The sequence below is a fragment of the Paenibacillus mesophilus genome (genome assembly GCF_005938385.1).
Lineage (GTDB): Bacteria > Bacillota > Bacilli > Paenibacillales > NBRC-103111 > Paenibacillus_AB > Paenibacillus_AB mesophilus.
On record NZ_VCRA01000009.1, the window covers coordinates 58,686 to 80,859 of the forward strand.

Sequence of the window (22,174 nt, forward strand, 5' to 3'; positions counted from 1 at the left end):
AGGGAGTGCCGCCATGAACCGGAAAAACCGGAAACCGTTCGCCGTTATGCTGCTTGCCTCCGCTCTGGCGGCCGGCTGCAGTGATGTGACTAAGGATAGGAAGGAAAGTACGGACACCGCTCCCGCCGCACAGTCGGCTTATCCGGCCGCCTTGACGTATTGGGTCCCGATGACCGCGAACGTTACGGCAACGATGAAAAGCTTCGGCGAGATAGCGGCTTATAAAGAGCTGGAGAATAGAACCGGAACGAAGGTCGACTTCCAGCATCCGGCGTTCGGGCAAGAAAAGGATCAGTTCAATTTGATGATCGCCTCCGGGAGACTGCCGGACGTCATCGAATATTTATGGGGCGGCGTTCCGAAAGGTCCGGACAACGCGATCAAAGAAAAGCGGATTATTCGCCTGAATGAGCTGGTCGAGAAGCATGCGCCCAACTTATCGAAGGTGCTGAAGGAAAACCCGGAATTCAGGAAGCTGGCGACGACCGATGAAGGCAATCTGTACATGTTCCCTTATTTCGCCGACGCCCCGGATGCGCTCGTCTATAACGGACCGGCGCTCAGGAAGGATTGGCTCGACAAGCTCGGCCTGCAAGTGCCGACTACGCTCAGGGAATGGGAGAGCGTGTTGACCGCTTTCCGCGACATGGACCCGAACGGCAACGGCATCAAGGACGAAATCCCGCTTCTGTTCGACGCCAAAGTGATGAATGTCGGGCATGCCTTCGTAGGCGCCTATGGCATTACGTCGGTTTTTTACCAAGATAACGGCAAAGTGAAATACGGTCCGATCGACCCGAGGTTCAAGCAGTTTCTCATGATGATGAACCGGTGGTACGAGGAAGGCTTGATCGATAAAGATTACGCGACGCTCGATCAGAAGCTGAAGGATGCGAAAATGACCGAAGGCCTCGTAGGCTCGATGGCGATGAATACCGGCTATGGCATCGGCAGCTACACGGGAGCCATGGCCAAAACCGATCCGGCCTTCAAGCTGATCGCAGCTCCTTATCCGTCGCTCGATCCGGGCGGACGGTCGATCGGACATAAGGAAAGTCCGTTTAACGGCAGAGGGGCCGCGATTACCGCTTCGGCGGAGCATCCCGAGAAGATCGTCAGATGGCTGGACTATGCTTACGGAGAGGCCGGCAAGATGCTGTTCAACTTCGGCATCGAGAACGTCAGCTACAAGATGGAGAACGGGTATCCCAAGCTCACGAGCTTGATTACGAACAATCCGGATCAATTAAGCATGAGTCTCGCCATGACCCGTTACTCTCACGGCACGTTCGCCGGACCGTTCGTCTACGACAAACGGTTTGCCGAGCAATACGCTTCAATGCCCGAGCAGAAGCAGGCGATCTCCGTCTGGACGAAGGCGGACCATTCGAAGCTGATGCCGCCCCTCACGATGAATTCGGCGGAAAGCTCGAAGCAAACTTCGATCATGAACGATGTGAATCCGTATTACGAGGAAATGGTCAACAAGTTCATCATGGGCGTAGAGCCGCTTGACAATTTCGACAAATTCGTCGCGACGATCCGTAAAATGGGCATCGATGAAGTCATCCGAATGAAGCAGGATGCGCTGGACCGGTTTGCCGCAAGGTAAAGCAAGAGCGCGGGCTGTAACCGGCCTGCGCTCGCAAGTGGAAATATCGTTATCCTCCCTCATTGACAAGCACGTTTTTGCCTCTCATTTTGAGAAGCAGAGGAATGGTTACCCATAGGAAACCGACAATGAGGAAGACGAGGGAAACGGGTTTTTGCAAAAAAACCATAAAATCGCCATTGGAGATCGTAAGCGCTCTGCGCATATTGTTTTCCATCATCGGACCGAGAATGAGACCGAGCACAAGCGGGGCCAGCGGGTAGTCGTTTTTGGCCAGGAAATACCCTACGAGGCCGCAGCCCATGACCAAGAGCAAGTCGAACGTAGAGTACTGCACCGCATATACGCCGAACACCGAGAAGACGATAATGAGCGGAAGCAAATATTTGGTCGGTGTTTCTATGACTTTGGCAAACACTTTCACGAGCGGCATGTTAAGGATGAGCAGCATCAAATTCCCGACAAACATACTGGCAATTACGCCCCAGGCAAGCTGAGGGTGGTCTTGAAACAGAAGCGGCCCCGGCTGTACATTGTACATAATGAAGGCGCCCATCAAAATCGCCGTTGTGCCGGAAGAAGGAATACCCAAGCTAAGCAGCGGGATCATCGCGCCGCCCGAGGCGGCATTGTTCGCCGATTCGGGAGAAGCGACGCCTTCGATGGCCCCTTTGCCGAACTTTTCCGGATGCTTGCTTATTTTTTTCTCGACGATATAAGCGAAGAAAGAGGCAAGGATCGCTCCTGCGCCAGGCAGAAGACCGATGAAAAATCCGAGAACGGACCCGCGTGCGATCGGAGCGGCACTATCCTTCAAATCCTGCTTTGTGGGCAGAATCCGATTGATTTTGGCAAGCTCGCCATCCTTCCCTTCTTTTTCCAAAATCGTTTTAAACACTTCTCCAACCGCAAAGGTACCTACGGCGACGGTTAAAAATTCCAAGCCCTGAAACAGCTCCGGAATATTAAACGTAAACCGCGCTACGCCGGAGACGCTGTCGATGCCGATCGTTGCCAGCAGCAAGCCGAACGCAGTCATGATCAACGCTTTCACCATCGATTTGCCGGCCAGACCGCTGATTGCAAGTAAGCCGAGCACCATTAGCGAGAAATATTCAGCCGGACCGAATTTGATTGCGATCGCCGATAAAGGGCGGGCCAAGAAAATGAGACCGATCAACGATACGATGCCTGCCGAGAAGGACCCGATCGCCGAGATCGCCAGAGCGGCACCGGCTCTGCCTTGCTTGGCCATCTGGTAGCCGTCCAATGTCGTGACAACGGATGACGATTCGCCGGGCGTATTAAGCAGAATGGACGTCGTGGAGCCGCCATACATCGCGCCGTAATAAACGCCTGCAAGCAATATGATGGAGCTCGTGGCCGCTTCCTCCGGGCTTAGCCCGTTAGTCATCGTCGCCGTTATCGGAATCAGCAGCGCTACGCCGCTCATAGGTCCGATTCCAGGCAAAACGCCTACAACCGTTCCGATTAATACGCCCAAAAAAACGAATACGAGATTATGCCATTGCATGGCGGTGCCTAAACCATGAAGCAAATATTCAATCGTGCTCACGTTGTAAACCTCCCAGCATTTGCTTACGCCATGCGATTCTTTCCGAAACGATTCAGGATATGCCGAGCCAAGCCGGGAAACCGGGAAGGGAACCATCCAGCACGTCGACATAAAGATAATAAACACCGAAGGAAAAGGCTGCGGCAATCAGCAGCGAAATCCAAATCTTCCCCCTCTGCATCGTTTGAAAGCCGATAAGCAAAAACAAAAAAGTAGAAATGACGAAGCCGACGTCCTCGAGAAAATAAGCGTATAAAACAGCCGCGGCAAAAATGATGCCGAACCTCGCGTAGTCCAGCTTTACTTTCTTTCTTTCCGCCTGCTGTCTGCGAAATGATTCATAGACTAGCCGCAAGCTCATGAGAGCCAGGAAGGAGCCTAATATCATGGGAAAAATATTGGCTCCGACATTGCTGCCGTACGCGCTGGTCGAAATAGTTCTGCTGCCGATGACGAACGCGGTCCCAATTGCAAAAAACACAATTCCGGCATAGCGATCGAATGTTTTGTTCATTCTTCTCGACTCCTTATTTTTGCATGCCCATAGCTGTCAATATATCTTTGACCTGCGTTTCTTGCTGCGCCAAATAGGCTTTGAAGTCGTTCGAGTTCTTGTAGTCGGTTTGCCAGTTGTTGGCCGACACTTCTTTTTTCCACTGCTCCGTCTCGACCATTTTCTTCAAAGTATCGTCCCAAAACTTCTTGGCATCCGCGCTCATCTCTTTAGGTCCGAAGATGCCGCGCCAAATCAGAAACTCCGTATCGACGCCCTGCTCCTTCATAGTCGGCACGTCTTTCAAAGTACCGCCGAGACGCTGCGGGGAAGCGACTGCAAGCACCTTGATTTTGCCCGCTTTCACGTACTGCTCGAGCGAGGAAGCGTCCGTACCCAGCACATCCGCATTGCCGCCAAGCAGTGCCGTTACCGCTTCGCCGCCGCCGTCATAGGACAAATACTTGATTTTTTTCGGATCGATGCCGAACTTAAAGGCCGGGAGAATCGATACCAAGTGATCCATCGAACCGGGAGCCGAACCTCCGGCAACGGTCAATTTCGAAGGATCGGCCTTCATATCGTTCAGCAGCAATTTCAAGTCCGAATATTTGGAGTTTGCCGCTACCGCAATGGCCCCGTAGTCTTTCGTCAATTGAGCGAGCGGCGTCGTGTCCTTATAGCCGTACGGCGTGTTTCCTTCTTTCTTCAAATTATTGATCAGAATGGGCGGCGAGCTTACGAATAGCTTGTAATTGTCTTTCACGTCTTTGGTGGCGTATTCCGCCATGAAGACGGCGCCGCCCCCGCCGGGTTTGTTTTCTACGGTAATCGCTTTCTCGACCGATTTGGTTTCGGTCAATACTTTGGCGATGGTGCGCGCAGTCATATCCCAACCGCCTCCGGCACCCGATGGAGCAACAAGGGTAAGCGCTTTTTCAGGATACTTCGACGCCGCAGCGGCCGGGGCGGTTGTCTCCTTGCTTGCATTGCCGCAGGCTGCCAAGCTTATTGCGAGTATACCGATCGGAGCCGTTTTCCAAAATGCCGCCGAAATGCTTTTCATCATAAAGAACCCCTCCGTATTAAAATCAAGCTTATATTGAATGCGCTTACAGAATAACACTGCTAACAGGAATAGAACAGTTTAACGCATTTAAAAGCAATAACGCCGTTTTGCGCATTTTGTTCATATTGTTCACGCCGTTTCGCAGTACCGCTCCCTCAATAATGACAATCTATATGATACAATTGCTACAAAGCGGGGGTGTCAGACGAGCCGTGAAGCTGCAAACAAAGCTTATATTCATCATTTGCTCCCTGCTTGCATTCGTCATTCTCAGTCTCGGGGGCATATATTATTACGTTATTACCGCCGTTCTTGAAGAACAAATCGGAACGCGGGCGTTGAAGATTGCCGAGACCGTAGCATCCATGCCCGAAATCCGGGAGGCATTCGACGATCCGGATCCTTCCGCCGTCATTCAGCCGATAGCCGAAAGGATAAGGACGAAGACCGATGCGGAATATATAGTTATTGGAAACCGGGAAGGCATTCGATATTCCCACCCCGTTCCCGACAGGATCGGGAAGGAGATGGTCGGCGGAGATAACGGGCCGGTGCTTGAAGGCAAGTCGATCGTCTCGAAAGCGGTCGGGTCGCTCGGACCGGCTCTCCGAGGCAAAGTTCCGATCATTAACGATAATGGAGCCGTAATGGGAATCGTTTCCGTCGGATTTCTTATGGAGGACATCAATCATATTACCGATGTTTACCAGTCTCGAATCGAACTGATCTCACTGATCGTGTTAGCTGTAGGCTTAATCGGTTCGGTTGTTATCGCACGCAGCGTGCGGCGTTCCATTCACGGTCTTGAACCCGAAGAGATTGGTGCTCTATATACCGAGAAGCAAGCCATTCTTGAATCTATCCGCGAAGGCATTATCGCCGTGAACCGGGAAGGCGTCATTACGATGGCCAACCGATATGCATTGCAGCTGTTGCAATTGCCGGAAAACGCCGGCATCTCGGGTCTGCCGATCGAAGAAATCATTCCGAATACGCGACTAAACGAAGTCGTTCGCACCGGCAAAGCGGAGTTTGATAGCGAGATGTTGATCGGCGATCACGAGGTGATAGTCAATCGCGTGCCGACCACGGATTTAAGCGGCCGCGTTACCGGCGCCGTCTCAAGCTTCCGCAGCAAATCCGAGTTGTACCGGCTTGCCGAGGAATTGTCTCAAGTAAGACGATTCGCCGAGACGCTTCGGGCTCAAACCCATGAGTTCTCGAATAAGCTGTATGTCATATCCGGGTTGATCCAGCTGGAATCGTATCAAGAAGCCGTCGAACTTATTTCCCGCGAAACGAGTGTGCATCAGAATCTCGTTCAATTCATTATGAGGGAAATTCCCGATCCGATGATCGGGGGGCTGCTGATCGGCAAATACAATCATGCCCACGAACTGAAGGTCGCATTCGAAATCGACCATGAAAGCTCATTCAAGGATATTCCTATCCGCATGGACCGGGGATTGCTCGTTACGATTATCGGCAATTTGGCAGACAATGCTATGGAGGCCGTTCTTGCTTGCGATAGCAGATCGGACAAGTATGTGAAATTGTTTATGACCGACCTGGGCGATGACTTGATCATCGAATGCGAAGATAACGGGATCGGGATTCCGGAGGAAATCATGAGCTCCGTGTTCGAGAAAGGCTTTTCGACCAAAGAAGGCGAACACCGCGGCATCGGACTGACGCTTGTCCACCATGCCGTAGGCAAATTGAACGGCTATGTCACGATTCACAAAAACCCCGCGGGAGGCACCATTTTCACCGTGGCCATTCCGAAATAAACCATATGCCTCGAATGGAGAGATTTCGTTGGGAGACCAGCTTCGCAAACCGGCCGTGGAAGTACTGATCGTGGAAGACGACGTAAAGATCGCCGAGATCAACCGTCGGTTCATCGAGAAGGTAGATGGCTTTAAAGTCGTAGGTATCGCGACCGACGATATTCAGGCCAAGGAGCAATTGGAAATTATGAAGCCGGACCTGGTGCTGCTGGATATTTATTTGCCGAACGTGAGCGGATTGGACATTTTGCAATACATTCGACAGCATTACCGGGAGACGGATGTGATTATGATTACGGCGGCCAAGGAGGTCGAGACGATACGCGAGGTCGTTCGCGGAGGAGCGTTCGACTACATTATGAAGCCGCTGGTCTTTAACCGGCTACAGGAAACGCTTCACCGTTATCTTGATTTTCGTCGGGAGCTGAGCCGATTGAACGTAAGCGGTAACATCAGCCAAAGCGATGTGGATCGTTTGCTCTTGGGAGCGGCCAAAAAAGAAACGGGATCGGGAGCTTCTTTTTTGCCGAAGGGCATCGATAAATTGACGCTCCTGAAGGTCGTGCAGGCCCTATCAAGCGTGCCCGACGGCTTGACGGCCGATCAAATCGCCAAAATAATCGGTGCCAGTCGTTCAACCGGTCGCCGTTATTTGGAGTATTTGGTAAGTCTCGGCGACATCTATGCAGATTTGTCCTATGGTGTTGTAGGCCGGCCCGAACGGGTTTACAGAAAACACAATAAAGAAGTGCGGTAAGAGTCTGCAGGAAGTGTGCGGCAGCAAACGAACCCCCCGCTTCCAGCGAAAGAAGCGGGGGCTTCGTTTTGCTCAGAACGGCGCGCTGTCCGGGGCGATGTTAATGCGTCCGTCACGCTCGATATCGGTCGGATCGTCGTTATCGTCGTCAATTCTCATGCCGAGGCGTTCGTGTGCGGACACATCTTCTCCGACATCGCGCTGCACGGCTTCTTCTCGCTTGTCCATTGTTTTCCTCCTTTCCCTTCGGGCATTAGGTTATCCACGGGACGATTAAAACATACCGCGAGCCGTTTAATGGAAATCCTCCATTTAAAAAAGCTCCAAGTAGAAGGGAAAGGCAATATGACAAAAGGTGTCGTCAATGACCGATTACTATAGAAGTAAAGGTGATGGTCAATATCGAACGATAGGAGCGAGCCGAACATGAGCAACAGCATCAGCAAGCCATTGGCAGGAAAAGTAGCCGTAGTGACAGGCGCGACGCGCGGAGGCGGCAGAGGAATCGCCGTCATGCTGGGGGAAGCGGGAGCGACCGTATACGTGACGGGACGAAGTGTGAGGGGAAATCCGGCCACCGAAGGCAGGGGCGAGACGATCGAAGAAACCGCCGAGATGGTGAGCGCGCGGGGCGGCGTCGGGATCGCCGTCAGAACGGACCATACGGTCGAAGAAGACGTAAAGGCGCTGTTCGACCGCATTCGCCGGGAACAGGACGGCCGGCTGGATATTCTCGTTAACGACATATGGGGCGGGGACCCGCTGACGCAGTGGGAAACGCCGTTCTGGGAGCATTCGCTCAGCAACGGGCTTCTGATGCAGCGGCGGGCCGTACATTCCCACCTGATTACGAGCCACTACGGCGTGACGATGATGGTCGCCCGCAGACAAGGTCTCATAATCGAAGTGACCGACGGCACCGACTACCGGTACAGGGGCAATCTCTACTACAGCTTGGCCAAAGTATCGACGATCCATCTCGCGGAGGCGATGGCCGCCGACTTGAAGCCTCACGGCGTGACGGCGCTGGCGCTAACTCCGGGGTTTCTCCGCTCCGAAGCGGTGTTGGACCATTTCGGCGTAGCCGAATCGAATTGGCGCGAGGCGGTAGCGAAGGACGTTCATTTCGCCCAATCGGAAACGCCTTATTATATTGGCAGAGCCGTCGTCGCCTTGGCAAGCGATCCGAACATTGCCGCTAAATCGGGGAAGGCGCTCATGTCGGGCGACTTGGCGGAAGAGTACGGGTTTACGGACATCGACGGAACCCGCCCGAATTGGAACGCCTACTATAAACGGACGTTCGAGCATCAATGATATATTCATAAATGATTTCTGAACGCTTCGACAATTTTCGAGCATGTTCCTTCGGTTCTCTTGATACAATGGAAGCGCTATTGTGAACTCGACGGTTCGAAGGAGCGCGCTTGCATGCCACTTATCGCACATATTCATGACGGTTGGCTTATGGTGTTATCTTATGTGATTGCACTCGCATCCTCGTACACGGTCATTACGCTGATCGGAGAACAGCAAGTCCGGAAAGACCGGCTTCGTCTGTTCTATTCGGCGTTTACGACCGCCATCGGCCTATGGTCGGCCGGGTTTATCGCCATGATGGCTTACCGGCTTCCGCTTTCCTCGGACTACTATTTCCTATTTTTCTTATTATCCGCCGTGCTGCCGTTTTGCGCGTTTTTTGCGGCCTTCAGCATTTTCTCGGACGCTTCGACGAGCGGCAGCTTCCGTCGGCATGCCGCCGGCAGCGTCATTGCCGGGACGGGAGTTTGCATGATGCATTTCTTAGGAGTGTACGGGATGCATTCGTTTGTCGAGGTGGAATTCGGCTTCGACTGGATCTTTCTGTCTTGGCTATGGGCCGTAATCGACGCTTACGTCTCCTTCCGGATCGCTTACCGGTATGGCCGCAAGCATCACGGATGGAAAGCGCTCAGCTCGATCATGATGGGGCTCGGTCTCGTCGGGATGCATTTTCTGGCTATGCGGGGGACTACATTCCGGTATGACGGCGGGTTCGGGAATCGGATGACCGATACGAACCACGATATGTTCACGGCCAGTGCGTTCGGCGTCGCCGCCTTGTTCCTGCTCGGCATCAGCGTCATGTCGGTACTGGTCAACCGGCGTCTCCAAGAGGCCGAGCAGAAGTACAGCTCCTTGTTCGAGCAAAGTCCGGAGCTTGTCATCGTGACGGACATGGATGGGGTTGTCGTCCGGTCCAACCGCAGATCGGCGGACGTAATCGGATATGAAGCCCACGAGATCGTCGGACGCAACGTGATTGACTTCGTATGCCGGGAAGATCTGAACATTGCCGGGGAAAGCTTTGTCAAATCGGTGGCGGGTCAAGGACATGCGATGGAAATCGGCATCATCAACAAATCGGGGGAAAGAAACGATGTAAGCGTATCTGCGATCCCGATGCTCGTCGAAGGAAGTACGCACGGCGTATGCCTGATCGTCAAAAATATTACATCGGACAAGCAAATGAAGCAGCAATTGCAGCAGCTGACCGAACGGCTTATGAGGGACGTAACGGAGCTGAAGCAGGCGAGGGAAATGATTCAACGATCCGAGAAGCTCTCCGTCGCCGGCGAACTGGCCGCAGGCATCGCCCATGAAATCCGCAATCCGCTGACATCGATCAAAGGCTTCATCCAGCTCCTCAAGGAACGGATGCCGCAGAGCTACTACGGCATCATCTTGGACGAAATCGGCCGCATCGAGCTCATTACGGGCGAACTGCTGATGCTCTCGAAGCCCCAGGCGGTCGAATTCCAGCCGGTGCATGTCCCGGTCATATTGGACCATGTCGCCACTTTGCTCGAATCCGAGGCCAACATGCACAACGTGCAAATCGCCAGAATATACGAAGGGCATTCTTTGACCGTATGCTGCGACTCGAATCAACTGAAGCAAGTGTTCATCAATATGCTGAAAAATTCGATCGAAGCGATGCCTGACGGAGGCACCGTCACGATCGACGCCAAGGAGGAACAGTCCGATATCGTGATCGTCATACGCGACGAAGGCGTAGGCATCTCGGAAGAAAAAATCCGTATGCTCGGCCAGCCGTTCTACACGACGAAGGAGAAAGGAACCGGACTCGGACTGATGGTCAGTATGAACATTATCGAAAATCATGGCGGGCGCGTCCAAGTATACAGCCAGCTCGGAATCGGCACCCAAATTCACGTCGTTTTGCCGTCCTGTCCGGCCCTGGCGCATTCATCCGCTTCGGCGCTCGTATAACCCTCAAACAACACCGCGATTGTCCGCTCTGTCGTCTGTCTTGAACTTGCCGATTTCGGCGAAAAGGCTCTCTGCGATCTCATGCATCGCTTCGGCTTGCTCGGCGATTTGCCGCACCGACTCGTTCTGTTCGATCGACGTCGAGTTCACTTCCTCCACGCCGGCGGCCGTTTCTTCCGCGATCGCGGCCATATGCTGAATGGCATCGATCAGAGTAGTGTTGCTTTCCTCCGCCAGTTTCACTCTCGCATGGATATGGTCCGTCTGCCCGTACAAATCCGCGATCGATTGTCCGATCGTTCGGAAGGCGGCCAGCGTATCGCTTACTTTTGCCCCTTGAGTTGCCGCAGCTTCGCCCGCGACCGTCATACTATCGCGCACCCCGGCCATCTGCGTCTGCAGCGATCCGACCAATTCCGCTATCGATTTGGCCGCCGATTTGGACTGCTCCGAGAGCATTCTCACTTCGTCGGCAATAACGAGGAAGCCTTTGCCGTGAGTACCTGCCCGTGCCGCTTCAATAGATGCGTTCAGCGCAAGAACGTTGGTCTGATTGGCGATCTCCGTAATCGCATGGACGATTTTGCCGATCTGCACAGCATCCTTGAGGAAAGCTTCGACCGCCGCTTCGGCTTGATGCAGCATAACGTTCGACTGCTCCGCCGCCCCTTCCAGCTCCGCTACCGTCTCCGCGCCCCGCTTCGCTTGCTCGTCGGCCATTCCGCCAAACCGTATCATCTCGTCAGCGGAGCGCGCGATATGCTCAACCTCTTGCCCGAGTCCGGATACGAGCGAGGCGCTCTTCTCCGAGAAGGCGGCTTGCTGGTCCGCTCCGCCGGCGATTTCGCCGAACGCCTTCAAAATGTCCGCATTGGCGGCCGCCGTCGAACGCGCGAATTGCTTGAACACGGCCGAGCGTTCATTCAGCTCCGTGCCGATGTCGCGCAGCCGGGTGAGCATATCGGCGACGTTATCCATCATCCGGTCGAAGCTTCGTCCGAGCTGGCCGAATTCGTCCGGGGACGTTGAATCGATGCGATGGCGCAGATCGCCGTCGCCGATCAAGCCCATCGCATGCTGCATCCGCCGGAGCGGCTTCGTAAACGAACGGATCAGCATGATCGAGACGATGACGGTAATGATCAGCACGGATGCGGCGGCGAGCAGCAGCACGGCGACGGCTCCCGTCATATGATCGGTCGTAGCTTTGACCGCGGCTTCCGCATCTTTCGAATAATCGACGTAGAACTTGTCCACCAAATCGAAAATGATATCCCTTTGCACCTGTGTTTCCTTATATAAGGACTCCGTATTTTTCTGGATATCGACTTCCGTCCAGCTTTTGTTCCGGATGACGCTGACGGCCCGGTCGAACAGATCGAGGAATTCCGTCTGCGCCATAATCATCTGACTTCTCCATAAGCGCTGGTTGTCCGTCGTCGCCGTCTCCCCGACGGATCGTACCATCTCCTGGAATGCGGGGCGCTTCTCCATAAATTTGTCCGTATATTTCTCGTCCCGCGATATCATCAAGCCGGACGATATATCTTTCAGCTCCTGGACGAGCACCTTCAATTCAAGCGCCATCAGCTTCATTTCCACTTTCTCGTTTTGCCTGGACAGCTGTTCGTTCATTCCGCGCACCTGCACCAGATTGATCAGCGCGGCAGCCGCGAATACGAGCGATACGACGGCGAAGCCGAGCGTAAGCTTCGTTTTCCACAAGAGAGCAAGCTTTTTCTTTTTGTTGGCCATATTGTGATCCCCCTATGTCTTAGGAACTGAAAATGCAATCAAGGCATGCATTGCGTGACAGCTCCTAATTGCCTATTTGTAGGGATTATAGCTCAGCTTTATTAACGCAAAAGTCATATTTTGTCATGCTGATGTAAAGTTCTGGATTGTCCGAATCCCACGTACCTCCATGTGAAAGGCGTATGAAAAGGCTTCTGAAAAATTTACACTCGGTTTACGATTCGCGTGTTTTGCTTTAACAATTGGTTGGTACGATATCGAATGTAAACAAAAAGTTAAAGGGAGGACATGCACAACATGTTGAAGATGATGTCGAAGAAAATGTTTACTTTTGCAATGGTCGGAATTTTATCGGTGGGGGTTCTTGCTGCGTGCGGCAATAAAGACGAGAAGACGAACGCAAGCGGCGGCGCGGCGGCGCCTAAGACGCCGGCGGCGGCGGAATTGACCGGAACGGTTTCGGCATCCGGATCGACGGCGCTCCAGCCGCTCGTCAGCAAAGCGGCTCAAGATTTCATGGCGAAAAACCCGAAAGTAACGGTTAACGTAACGGGCGGCGGTTCCGGCACGGGCGTGAAAAACGTAGCGGACGGCGTATCCGACATCGGCAACTCGGACGTAGAGGCGGACGCTCAATACAAAGACAAACTGACCGACAATATCGTCGTTATCGCGCCTTTCGCCCTGATCGTCAACAAAAGCAGCGTTGGCATCGACAACTTGACGAAAGCTCAAGCAGCCGATATTTTCATGGGCAAAATCACGAACTGGAAAGACGTTGGCGGCAAAGACTTGAAAATTACGGTCGTTCATCGTCCGGACAGCTCCGGCTCGCGCAAGCTCGTGAAACAAATCGTGCTCGACAACAAAGACTTCACCAAAGAAGGCGTAACGCAAGATACGAGCAAAACGGTTGCGGAAGCGGTAGGATCGACGGAAGGCTCGATCGGCTACGTAGACGTTCCTTACATTAAAGGCAACGACAAAATCAAAGCTCTCAAGCTGGACGGAAACGAATATTCGTCCGACAACATCAAGAGCGGCAAATACCCGCTGTACGGCATCGAGCATATGTATACGAAGAAAGACAGCAACAACCCTGCCGTGAAAGCATTCCTGGAATTCATTATGAGCAAGGAGTTTCTGAGTAAGCCGGAAGTGGCCAATCTCGGCTTCCTGCCTGCCGATCTCATCAAGAAATAAGGATACGGATAACATTCCCCGATAGCCCGAACAAAATCCCGGTTTGTCATACGCATAAGCGATATGGCATAGCCGGGATTTTTTGTCTGCACGGGAGCGGAGATTGGAATATTTTGTCGCGGACGCGTCCGTTTTTACACCCGCTTAACAAATTATTAATATAGGGAAAACATTCTCCCCCTATGATGAATGAAGAAAGAAGGAGGGGCTCACATGTCAAAGATGACGCAAACAGACGCGGCCTTGCGAACGGAGCAAGCAACGAACGGATTCGACCGGTGGACGAGACGGCAGAAGATGAAGGACGACGCGATGCACTGGGTGTTTATCGGCAGCTCGGTTCTCGTGACCGCGATTATTTTCTCGATCATCGCTTTCGTCGGCTATCAGGGCTCGCTTACATTCAAGGACGTCACTCCGGCCGAATTTTTCTTGTCGACGGACTGGTCGCCTTCTTCGGAAGAACCGCGTTTCGGCGCTCTGGCCTTTTTGTACAGCACGATATTGCTGACGTTATTGTCGGTCTTGATGGCCGTTCCGCTGGCCTTGTCCGGAGCCGTCTTCATGGCGAAGATCGCCCCGAAATGGATGCGTGAAATATTGCGTCCGGCAGCCGATCTGTTCGTCGGCATTCCGTCCGTCGTATACGGCTTGATCGGGCTTACGATTATCGTCCCTGCCCTAGGCAAAATGTTCGGGGGGATCGGATACGGCATCCTGCCGGCGGCGATTATTTTGGCGGTTATGATTTTGCCCACGATTATGTCGATATCGGAGGATACGCTGCGGGCTTTGCCGAAACGGCTCGAAGAAGCTTCCATGGCGCTCGGGGCGACCCGCTGGCAGACGATCTGGAGAGTGCTGCTGCCCTCGGCGAAGTCCGGCATCCTGACGGCTATCATTCTCGGGATGGGACGGGCCATCGGGGAAACGATGGCGGTATTCATGGTAATCGGCAATTCGCCGAAAATTCCTTCCTCGCTGCTCGACTCCACGACCGTATTGACGACGGCCATCGTGAAGGATATGGCGAACACGTTTTACGGCACGACTTGGAACAATGCGCTTTACATGATGGCGCTGCTGCTTCTGGTCATCTCGATGTCCTTGATCCTGATTATCCGCGTCTTCTCGAAAAGGAGTGAAGCCAAGTGAGGTGGGGGAAACTGACCAACCGGCTGGCGACCGTCTACTTTTGGTTCGTCGGCATTTCCATCATATTAATTTTGGCCTGGTTTTTGTATCAGATTCTTAGACCCGGGCTGCCGCATCTGTCCTGGAAATTCCTTACCGGAATGCCGCAGGAATTGACGGCCGGAGGCGGAGTAGGGCCCCATTTGTTCAACTCGTTCTACATTTTGTTTCTATCCATGCTGTTCTCCGCGCCTATCGGCATCGGGGCCGGCATTTACTTGACCATATATGCGAAGAAAAACAAGTTTACCGATCTCGTGCGCATCTCCGTCGAAGCTCTCTCTTCCGTTCCGTCCATCGTATTCGGACTGTTCGGGGCGTTAATCTTCGTCAACTGGATGGGCTGGAAGTTTTCCATCCTGGGCGGCTCGGCGACGCTGGCGCTGCTCAATTTACCGATTCTCGTCAGAGTTACGGAGGAATCGTTGAATAGCGTTCCGGGCTCCTATTGGTCGGCCAGCCTGGCGCTCGGTTCCACCAGATGGCAAGGCATACGGCGCGTGCTGCTTCCGGCCGCGATGCCGGGACTCATTACCGGGATTACGCTTGTTGCGGGACGGGCGCTTGGGGAAACGGCGATTTTGATTTATACCGCAGGTACGTCGGTCTCGAGATTTTTTCCCGATTTCGACCCGATGGCGATGGGGGAGACGCTCGCGGTTCATCTGTGGTACGTGGGCGGCAGCTCGCTCGCACCCGATGCGAAAGAGATCGCCCAGGGCAGCGCGGCGCTGCTCGTCATCGTCGTGCTGCTGTTCAACCTGCTCATCGCGATTCCGAGCCGCATGATCCAGAAGAAGCTGTCAGGCGACAAATAACATACGAGGAGGCTCGGCCATGGCTCTCATAGATATCGAACAGTTGGATTTGTATTATTCGGAATTTCGCGCGCTCAAGAAAATAAATATGGAAATACAGGAAAAATCGATTACGGCGTTCATCGGTCCTTCCGGCTGCGGCAAATCGACCTTGCTGCGTACGTTGAACCGGATGAACGACACGATCAAGGGCGTCCGTATCGAGGGCAAAGTCGCCATCAACGGCGAAGACATCTACTTGTCCCGCAACAACGTCGAGACACTGCGCAAAAACGTAGGGATGGTGTTCCAACAGCCGAACCCGTTCCCGAAATCGATCTACGACAATGTCGCCTACGGCCCGCGCATTCACGGCACGACGAAAAAGTCGGAGCTCGACGAGATTGTGGAGAAAAGCTTGCGCTCCGCGGCTTTGTGGGATGAAGTGAAGGATTACTTGAAAAAGTCCGCATACGGCCTTTCCGGCGGCCAGCAGCAGCGACTGTGCATCGCCCGGGCTTTGGCGGTCGGACCGCAAATTCTGCTGATGGACGAACCGACCTCCGCGCTCGATCCGATCTCTACGCTGAAGATTGAAGAGCTTATTCAAGAGCTGAAGGACAATTATACGATCGTGATCGTGACGCACAACATGCAGCAGGCAGCGCGCGTGTCGAACCAGACGGCGTTTTTCCTGAACGGCGAGGTGGTCGAATTCGCGGATACGGTCAAGCTGTTCTCGAATCCGGAAGATCAGCGCACGGAAGATTACATTACCGGTAGATTCGGTTAATCGGGGGGATTGCAGACAAATGATGACCAAACGTCATAATTTCGATTCATCGCTGAACGAACTGCGCAAAGAACTGATCGATATGGGCGGCAAGGTGGAGCAGGCGATCATCAAGTCGGTCCAATCGCTCAAGGACGGCAATCTGGAGCTGGCACAAGATGTCATAGCGGGCGATGCCGCGATTAACGCGATGGAGGAGCGGATCGACGATATCGGCACGCGGCTCATCGCGACACAGCAGCCTGTGGCCAAGGATTTGCGCCGCATCATTATCGCTTTCCGCATGGCGAGCGATCTCGAACGGATGGCCGACTTGGCCGTGGACATCGCCAAGGTGACGGTGCGCATCGGCGGAGAGCCGCTCATCAAGCCGCTCGTCGATATTCCCCGGATGGCCGAAATCGCGCAGCAGATGACGCGCGACAGCATCGAATCCTATGTGCAGGAAAATGTCGACCTCGCTTACCGGATGGCCAAGATGGACGACGACGTCGATCAGCTGCACAGTCAAATTATGCGGGAGCTGTTCGGCTTCATGGTGGAAAATCCGAAGACGGTCAACCAGTCGCTTCTTCTCTGCTTCGTCAGCCGATATCTCGAGCGGATGGCCGATCATGCGACGAATATCGGCGAGAGCGTCGTTTATTTGGTTAAAGGGAAGCGGCCTGATTTGAACGCTTGATAACCGGCAAGCGTCGGACCGGAAGCGGCTGCTCCATGCACAGCCTACACTTTCGGCTATTCCGGTCCGACACATACACAACAATGCGGGTGAGGGATGGTCATGCTCGGTTTGAGCAAGCAGGAACTGGATCTGATCGCGAAACGGATGGAGCGCGGGGCTACGGGGCTCGTCGTGCTGGATATCGCCCGCTATCCCGAGCCGGAGCAGCTTGGGGGTAGGCGGTTCGCCGAATCGGTCGCTGCGTCCGTCGATTCGGTTTTGCAGGCATGCAGCCGGGAATGGACGTCGTTATTTTTGTTCAAAGCGGTAGGCGACGACTTTTTCCTGTATATCGGTTTGGAATCCGGAGTGCCGGATGCCGGGTTTCATATCCGTGAAATCGGCATGCAGATCAAGCTGCGGCTGGAGCAGCGGTTAGCCGACGCATTCGGGACGGATTCCTTGATTTTCCAGATAGGCTGCGCATTCCTGGCGCCGGGGGATCATGCCGATACGGGCAAAATCGTGTATGACGGCGCCAAACAGGCGATTCGCGAGGCGAGACGTTCTCCGGTTCCGCGCTCCGGCGAAAGCGTATCGAGAACCGAACGATTTCTGTCCATTCTCGAGCATCAGACGATTCATGCCGTGTATCAGCCGATCGTATCGTTGGCCGACGGAAGCATCTTCGGTTACGAATCGCTGACCCGCGGACCGGAAGGCACCGATTTCGAGTCTCCTGTGGAGCTGTTCAAATTCGCCGAAGGGGAAGGCTTGCTGTATACGCTGGACCGGCTGGCGAGAGAGAAGGCGGTAGCCGGATGCGCGGACCTGCATAAGGAGCAGCGCGTCTTCATCAACATTCCCGCCCATGTCATCCACGACCCGCACTTCACGCCCGGCCGGACGCTGCGGCTGCTGAAGGAGCGCGGGCTGTCGCCGCATAATGTCGTATTCGAGATTACGGAGCGAAGCTCGATCGAGGATTTCTCGACCGCCAAAAAAATATTGCAGCATTACCGCAGCCAAGGGTACCAGATCGCCATCGACGACGCGGGCGCCGGCTATTCCTCGCTGCAGGCGATCGCCGAGCTGCACCCGGACTACATCAAGGTGGACCGTTCGCTCATCCATAACATTCACAAAGATAAAATCAAGGAGCATATGCTCGAAACGTTCGTCGCCTTCGCCGACAAAATGAACATCCGCATCATCGCGGAAGGGATCGAACAGGCGGACGAGCTGTTCAAGCTGATGCAGATGGGCATCCATTTCGGGCAAGGGTATTTGCTCGCCCGTCCGGCCCGCGGCATGGAACGGATCGAGACACGGCTTGTCGAGCAAATCCGCAATCAGCAGCGGCTTCGGGGCTCGAACGGCTTCCCGTCGATCGGGGCGATCGCCTCGCCGATCCGGACTTTCGAGCCGGGAACCCGCATATCGGAGGTGGCCCGCCACTTCAAGGACAACGAGAATGAGCTGGCTGCGGTCGTCGTGACGGGCGGAACGCCGGTCGGCCTCGTGATGAGGGAGAAGCTGTTCCAGCAGCTTGCCGGCCAGTACGGCATTCCGTTATATTGGAACCGGCCCATCCTCCGGCTGATGGACCCGAATCCGCTGATCGTGGACGAGCTCCTGCCGCTCGATCAGGTGTCGCAAATGTCCACGGCGCGGGAAACGACCCATTTGTACGACTACGTGATCGTCACTAGCGGCGAGCAGTTTATCGGCGTAGCTTCGGTCCGCTCCATTCTCGAATCGATCACGAAAGTGCGGATCGAATATGCCCGCATCGCCAATCCGCTGACCGGGTTGCCCGGCAACCAGCAAATTCAGCGCGAATTGAACAAGCGGATTATGGATAACCGCAAATTTTCCGTCATCTACGCCGATCTCGATTTTTTCAAATGGTTCAACGACCGGTACGGGTTTCAGAAAGGGGACGAGCTGATCCAGTTTACGGCTGAGCTGCTGCGGGAAACGTCCGTCCTTCACGGGCTGCCGGACGACTTTGTCGGCCATATCGGAGGCGACGATTTCATCGTCATGTCGCGGTCGGAATCGCCTAACAAGCTGTGCGAGGAGATGATCCGCCGGTTCGATGCGGGCATAACCGCATTCCTCGATCCGGATGAGTCCGCCCGGGTTGTAGACCGGGATGGCAAGGAGGTGCAGACGGACCGCGTCAACATTTCGTTGTCGCTGATCATATGCGAATGCTGCTCGGCGATTACGGCAGAGTACATATCGAGCGAAGCGGCCAAGCTGAAGAAGCGGGCCAAGGCACACATGGGAAGCATTTACTTTTACGAGCGGATCGGGGAGCCGGTCGTGAATTGCCAGGACCGTCGGGAAAGCTTGCAATTGCCATTTGGCAACTGAAGGCTTTTTTTCGTTGGGGACGGAGGCGGGCTGGGGCAGCATGTAACGGCTGGGTCCGCGCATGTTGCTTGTATCGTCGCTGTAGCTTTATCGGATGCCTCTTGCTGCAGGCAGCTATCTGTGCCGGTTGGCTGGGGGCCTCTCGCGGGCCTCTCGCTGGGCTCTTGCTGGCCCCTCGCCGGCCCCCACCAGCCACTCGCTAGCCTCCCGCCAGCCTCTCCCCACTCGCCAGCCCCGGTTAGCCTCTCGTAGCCTCTGACTTACCTGTCATTCACTAATCCCCCGTGCTAGCACCCATGTTCGTCGCTCCCCTCACCGCACCCGTTTCACTTAAATGGAAAACATCCATTATAAATCGCTCAATTAGCAAAATTGACGCTTCTAACTGGAAAAGGTACATCTATTTCTGCGAAATGTCGGGAAATGGAGCCCATTTGCACAAATTACCTGTACCTTTTCCAGTAAGAGACAAAGAAAAGGGCTCAAACCTGAAAAATAACATCATGTTTTCCACTTAGCGTCAAAGGGGAGACGGATGGCTTAGTACAGATAGGTGCCGCTGTCTCCCTCGTTAAATCCAACTAATTCACTCAAATGGAAAACATCCATTATAAATCGCTCAATTAGCAAAATTGACGCTTCTAACTGGAAAAGGTACATCTATTTTCGGCGGTTTATCGGAAACGGAGCCCATTTGCACAATTACCTGTACCTTTTCCAGTAAGAGGCAAAGAAAAGGGGTCAAACCTGAAAAATAACATCATGTTTTCCACTTAGCGTCAAACGGGAGACGGATGCTAGTACAGATAGGCGCCGCTGTCTCCCTCGTTAAATCCAACTAATTTACTCAAATGGAAAACATCCATTATAAATCGCTCAACTAGCATAATTGACGCTTCTAACTGGAAAAGGTACATCTATTTCTGCGAAATGTCGGGAAATGGAGCCCATTTGCCCAAATTACCTGTACCTTTTCCAGTAAGAGACAAAGAAAAGGGCTCAAACCTGAAAAATAACATCATGTTTTCCACTTAGCGTCAAACGGGAGAAGGATGCTAGTACAGATTGGCAACACCGTCATCCGCTAGCCAAAACTAAACGCAGGCTGACGCTTTGATACATCCTTGCGACGCCCATATTCCGTCATAGTGCAGCTCGCTCTCCCTTGAGGATGTGCATTCCCTCCGCAAATGTGGCCCTAATCCAACCTATCCAACACATCGCAAGCCAAATCGTACCGGACAATCCTTTCTCTTTTGCCGCGAATAGGTGCCGGGGCCCCGGAATCAGAAGGAGCTTCGCGGCTTTCTTTCGCTCTAAGTGGCAAAGACGGTTGAAGCCATCCTTTGGTGCACAGCTTCTGCAGCATCAGGACGGCCGTTCGATGATCGATATCGAAATGCCGCTCCACGTCCTTGGGCTTGATCGGCCGGGCGAGCTGGATGGCGAGCCGCACGATTTCTTTCTCGGCGAGCAGTGCGCGAGAGACCGGCGCCTGGCCGGGCGTATACCGGCTCAGCACCATTCTCAGCAAAGCGATGCATACGTCCGGACGCTGCTCGACATCATCGTAAGCGAACGAAATCACATGGTATCCCATAGCGTAGAGAAACGTTTCGCGGTTCAATTCGTTGCAGAACTTGAGCCGGTCCATGTCCCGTACGTGCGACGCGTAGCCTTTAATCTCGAATAAAAGCTTCGCATAACCCGGCAGCCAAGCCAGATCCGCGAAATACGACCGTCCTCGCCAATCGAGCACTTCGTATTCCGGATGGAGGCGATCGAAGCTCCCCCTTAACGGCCACCATACGTTTTTGAGAAACAACGTTTCCCCATGACTATGTCCCCGTTCCAGACGGGCTCTTCGTTCCCCGGTCCTCGACTCGAGATGGTGCCGGACCCATGCCTGATGCGTTTCTTCGAAAATCATAGATTCACCCCTTCGGAAAATAAGAAAACGCCCCGTATCCATTCATCGGAATGGATCGGGACGTTCTTCGTCTCTTGCGTTTCATTCTATCACGAATTCGTTCAACTTCCGAACAGCTCGCCCAATTCCTTGAAGCCGCCTACGACCGGCACCTCCAATTTGCCGACTTTGCGCCGGGACTGATTCGTGCCGCCCGGACGATTGAGCCATACCGCGTTCATCCCGGATTTCAGCGCCCCAGTCACATCGTTTTTCCAAGAATCCCCGACCATAACCCCTTCGGACGCACGAATGCTCATAGAGCGCACCGCCGCCAGGAAAATGGCCGGATTCGGCTTGCGGACGCCTCCATGGTTCGAGGCGAATATCCGGTCCCCGGCAACGTATGCCGACAAGCTCAGCTTGCCGAGCACTTTCTCCTGATGCTCCTTGCGGCCGTTCGTAATGATGCCGATTTTGTAATGCTCGGACAGCTTCGCGACCGTATCGCGCGCGTGCGGGAACGGGACGGCATGCTCGCGCATCTGGTTGCGCATCTCCCGGAAGAAGGAAGCCGTGAACGCTTCGTTCACCTGAAACGGATAATGACGCAGCGCGGTTTCCAGACATTGCTTCTTCGCTTTCTCCAACTCCTCCGGGGTGGTCAAACGGCCTTTCTTTTTGTTCCATTCGGTCTTGTACGTTTCCAGCACATGCCGGGGCTCCCATTGTCCGTCGCCGTCATCCCAGCGGCCGGCAAAGTCGACTAGCACATTCAAGAAACACGAGTCGAACGACGCACCCGGATCGATCAACGTATTGTTCATGTCGAAAAAAACGGCTTTCGTATTGCGCGGAGTAAACGTGCGTTTCACTCCCTCCGCCTCCTTTCCCTATCTACTATAAG

The 22,174-nt window shown here is 53.9% G+C and carries 18 protein-coding genes; 11 read left to right on the forward strand and 7 right to left on the reverse strand.

Going from position 1 to position 22,174, the window contains the following annotated elements:
- The first annotated feature begins 13 nt into the window (after positions 1-13).
- Complete coding sequence (locus FE783_RS17475; RefSeq protein ID WP_138880675.1) at positions 14-1,612, forward strand: extracellular solute-binding protein; 1,599 nt, start codon at positions 14-16, stop codon at positions 1,610-1,612.
- A gap of 49 nt (positions 1,613-1,661) precedes the next feature.
- On the opposite strand, the gene FE783_RS17480 is transcribed toward FE783_RS17475, so the two are convergent.
- The 3 genes from FE783_RS17480 to FE783_RS17490 are packed head-to-tail and all read right to left on the reverse strand — an operon-like array spanning position 1,662 to position 4,747.
- Positions 1,662-3,188, reverse strand: coding sequence for a tripartite tricarboxylate transporter permease (locus FE783_RS17480; RefSeq protein WP_138880676.1), 1,527 nt, complete (start codon positions 3,186-3,188; stop codon positions 1,662-1,664).
- 52 nt (positions 3,189-3,240) lie between these two features.
- Positions 3,241-3,702 (reverse strand): tripartite tricarboxylate transporter TctB family protein, encoded by a 462-nt coding sequence (locus FE783_RS17485; protein WP_138880677.1) that lies wholly within the window; start codon positions 3,700-3,702, stop codon positions 3,241-3,243.
- Between the two features lie 13 nt (positions 3,703-3,715).
- Positions 3,716-4,747, reverse strand: coding sequence for a Bug family tripartite tricarboxylate transporter substrate binding protein (locus FE783_RS17490; RefSeq protein WP_420799748.1), 1,032 nt, complete (start codon positions 4,745-4,747; stop codon positions 3,716-3,718).
- 215 nt (positions 4,748-4,962) lie between these two features.
- Here FE783_RS17490 and FE783_RS17495 point away from each other — a divergent pair, with 215 nt between their 5' ends.
- Both FE783_RS17495 and FE783_RS17500 read left to right on the forward strand, forming a co-directional pair.
- On the forward strand, positions 4,963-6,540 hold the full coding sequence (locus tag FE783_RS17495) for an ATP-binding protein (protein ID WP_138880679.1): 1,578 nt from the start codon (positions 4,963-4,965) through the stop codon (positions 6,538-6,540).
- A gap of 28 nt (positions 6,541-6,568) precedes the next feature.
- On the forward strand, positions 6,569-7,297 hold the full coding sequence (locus FE783_RS17500) for a response regulator (protein ID WP_238403126.1): 729 nt from the start codon (positions 6,569-6,571) through the stop codon (positions 7,295-7,297).
- 72 nt (positions 7,298-7,369) lie between these two features.
- Here FE783_RS17500 and FE783_RS37625 read toward each other — a convergent pair whose 3' ends face one another.
- Positions 7,370-7,525, reverse strand: coding sequence for a hypothetical protein (locus FE783_RS37625; RefSeq protein ID WP_158301883.1), 156 nt, complete (start codon positions 7,523-7,525; stop codon positions 7,370-7,372).
- A gap of 198 nt (positions 7,526-7,723) precedes the next feature.
- Between FE783_RS37625 and FE783_RS17505 the strand changes: the two genes are divergently transcribed.
- Both FE783_RS17505 and FE783_RS17510 read left to right on the forward strand, forming a co-directional pair.
- A complete protein-coding gene (locus tag FE783_RS17505; protein WP_138880681.1) occupies positions 7,724-8,614 on the forward strand; it encodes an SDR family oxidoreductase in 891 nt (296 codons plus the stop codon).
- A gap of 114 nt (positions 8,615-8,728) precedes the next feature.
- Positions 8,729-10,570 carry an ATP-binding protein gene (locus tag FE783_RS17510; protein ID WP_138880682.1) on the forward strand — a complete coding sequence of 614 codons (1,842 nt, stop codon included), beginning with the start codon at positions 8,729-8,731 and terminating at the stop codon, positions 10,568-10,570.
- Positions 10,571-10,573: 3 nt separating this feature from the next.
- Here FE783_RS17510 and FE783_RS17515 read toward each other — a convergent pair whose 3' ends face one another.
- Complete coding sequence (locus FE783_RS17515) at positions 10,574-12,325, reverse strand: methyl-accepting chemotaxis protein (protein WP_138880683.1); 1,752 nt, start codon at positions 12,323-12,325, stop codon at positions 10,574-10,576.
- 297 nt (positions 12,326-12,622) lie between these two features.
- Between FE783_RS17515 and FE783_RS17520 the strand changes: the two genes are divergently transcribed.
- From FE783_RS17520 to FE783_RS17545, 6 genes are all read left to right on the forward strand, one after another.
- Complete coding sequence (locus FE783_RS17520; protein ID WP_138880684.1) at positions 12,623-13,528, forward strand: phosphate ABC transporter substrate-binding protein; 906 nt, start codon at positions 12,623-12,625, stop codon at positions 13,526-13,528.
- A gap of 213 nt (positions 13,529-13,741) precedes the next feature.
- Positions 13,742-14,683: a phosphate ABC transporter permease subunit PstC gene (pstC, locus tag FE783_RS17525; protein WP_138880685.1), complete on the forward strand. Its 942-nt coding sequence runs from the start codon at positions 13,742-13,744 to the stop codon at positions 14,681-14,683.
- Positions 14,680-15,540: a phosphate ABC transporter permease PstA gene (pstA, locus tag FE783_RS17530; protein ID WP_138880686.1), complete on the forward strand. Its 861-nt coding sequence runs from the start codon at positions 14,680-14,682 to the stop codon at positions 15,538-15,540. Before pstC ends, pstA begins: the two co-directional genes overlap by 4 nt.
- Before the next feature lie 19 nt (positions 15,541-15,559).
- A complete protein-coding gene (gene pstB / locus FE783_RS17535; RefSeq protein ID WP_202916206.1) occupies positions 15,560-16,312 on the forward strand; it encodes a phosphate ABC transporter ATP-binding protein PstB in 753 nt (250 codons plus the stop codon).
- A gap of 22 nt (positions 16,313-16,334) precedes the next feature.
- On the forward strand, positions 16,335-16,994 hold the full coding sequence (phoU, locus tag FE783_RS17540) for a phosphate signaling complex protein PhoU (protein ID WP_138880867.1): 660 nt from the start codon (positions 16,335-16,337) through the stop codon (positions 16,992-16,994).
- Between the two features lie 102 nt (positions 16,995-17,096).
- A complete protein-coding gene (locus FE783_RS17545) occupies positions 17,097-19,358 on the forward strand; it encodes a GGDEF domain-containing protein (protein WP_158301884.1) in 2,262 nt (753 codons plus the stop codon).
- A 1,198-nt stretch (positions 19,359-20,556) separates the two neighbouring features.
- On the opposite strand, the gene FE783_RS17550 is transcribed toward FE783_RS17545, so the two are convergent.
- A complete protein-coding gene (locus FE783_RS17550; protein WP_238403127.1) occupies positions 20,557-21,288 on the reverse strand; it encodes a hypothetical protein in 732 nt (243 codons plus the stop codon).
- 101 nt (positions 21,289-21,389) lie between these two features.
- Positions 21,390-22,142: an HAD family hydrolase gene (locus tag FE783_RS17555; protein ID WP_138880689.1), complete on the reverse strand. Its 753-nt coding sequence runs from the start codon at positions 22,140-22,142 to the stop codon at positions 21,390-21,392.
- Positions 22,143-22,174 lie beyond the last annotated feature (32 nt).

What these genes read in the sequence shown, in the direction of transcription:
- FE783_RS17505 (WP_138880681.1), top strand. Translation starts at nt 7,724, where the DNA reads ATGAGCAACAGCATCAGCAAGCCATTGGCAGGAAAAGTAGCCGTAGTG.
- pstC (WP_138880685.1), top strand. Translation starts at nt 13,742, where the DNA reads ATGTCAAAGATGACGCAAACAGACGCGGCCTTGCGAACGGAGCAAGCA.
- FE783_RS17485 (WP_138880677.1), bottom strand. Translation starts at nt 3,702, where the DNA reads ATGAACAAAACATTCGATCGCTATGCCGGAATTGTGTTTTTTGCAATT.
- FE783_RS17520 (WP_138880684.1), top strand. Translation starts at nt 12,623, where the DNA reads ATGTTGAAGATGATGTCGAAGAAAATGTTTACTTTTGCAATGGTCGGA.
- phoU (WP_138880867.1), top strand. Translation starts at nt 16,335, where the DNA reads ATGACCAAACGTCATAATTTCGATTCATCGCTGAACGAACTGCGCAAA.
- FE783_RS17515 (WP_138880683.1), bottom strand. Translation starts at nt 12,325, where the DNA reads ATGGCCAACAAAAAGAAAAAGCTTGCTCTCTTGTGGAAAACGAAGCTT.
- FE783_RS17490 (WP_420799748.1), bottom strand. Translation starts at nt 4,747, where the DNA reads ATGAAAAGCATTTCGGCGGCATTTTGGAAAACGGCTCCGATCGGTATA.
- FE783_RS17510 (WP_138880682.1), top strand. Translation starts at nt 8,729, where the DNA reads ATGCCACTTATCGCACATATTCATGACGGTTGGCTTATGGTGTTATCT.
- FE783_RS17550 (WP_238403127.1), bottom strand. Translation starts at nt 21,288, where the DNA reads ATGATTTTCGAAGAAACGCATCAGGCATGGGTCCGGCACCATCTCGAG.
- FE783_RS37625 (WP_158301883.1), bottom strand. Translation starts at nt 7,525, where the DNA reads ATGGACAAGCGAGAAGAAGCCGTGCAGCGCGATGTCGGAGAAGATGTG.
- pstB (WP_202916206.1), top strand. Translation starts at nt 15,560, where the DNA reads ATGGCTCTCATAGATATCGAACAGTTGGATTTGTATTATTCGGAATTT.
- FE783_RS17475 (WP_138880675.1), top strand. Translation starts at nt 14, where the DNA reads ATGAACCGGAAAAACCGGAAACCGTTCGCCGTTATGCTGCTTGCCTCC.
- FE783_RS17545 (WP_158301884.1), top strand. Translation starts at nt 17,097, where the DNA reads ATGCTCGGTTTGAGCAAGCAGGAACTGGATCTGATCGCGAAACGGATG.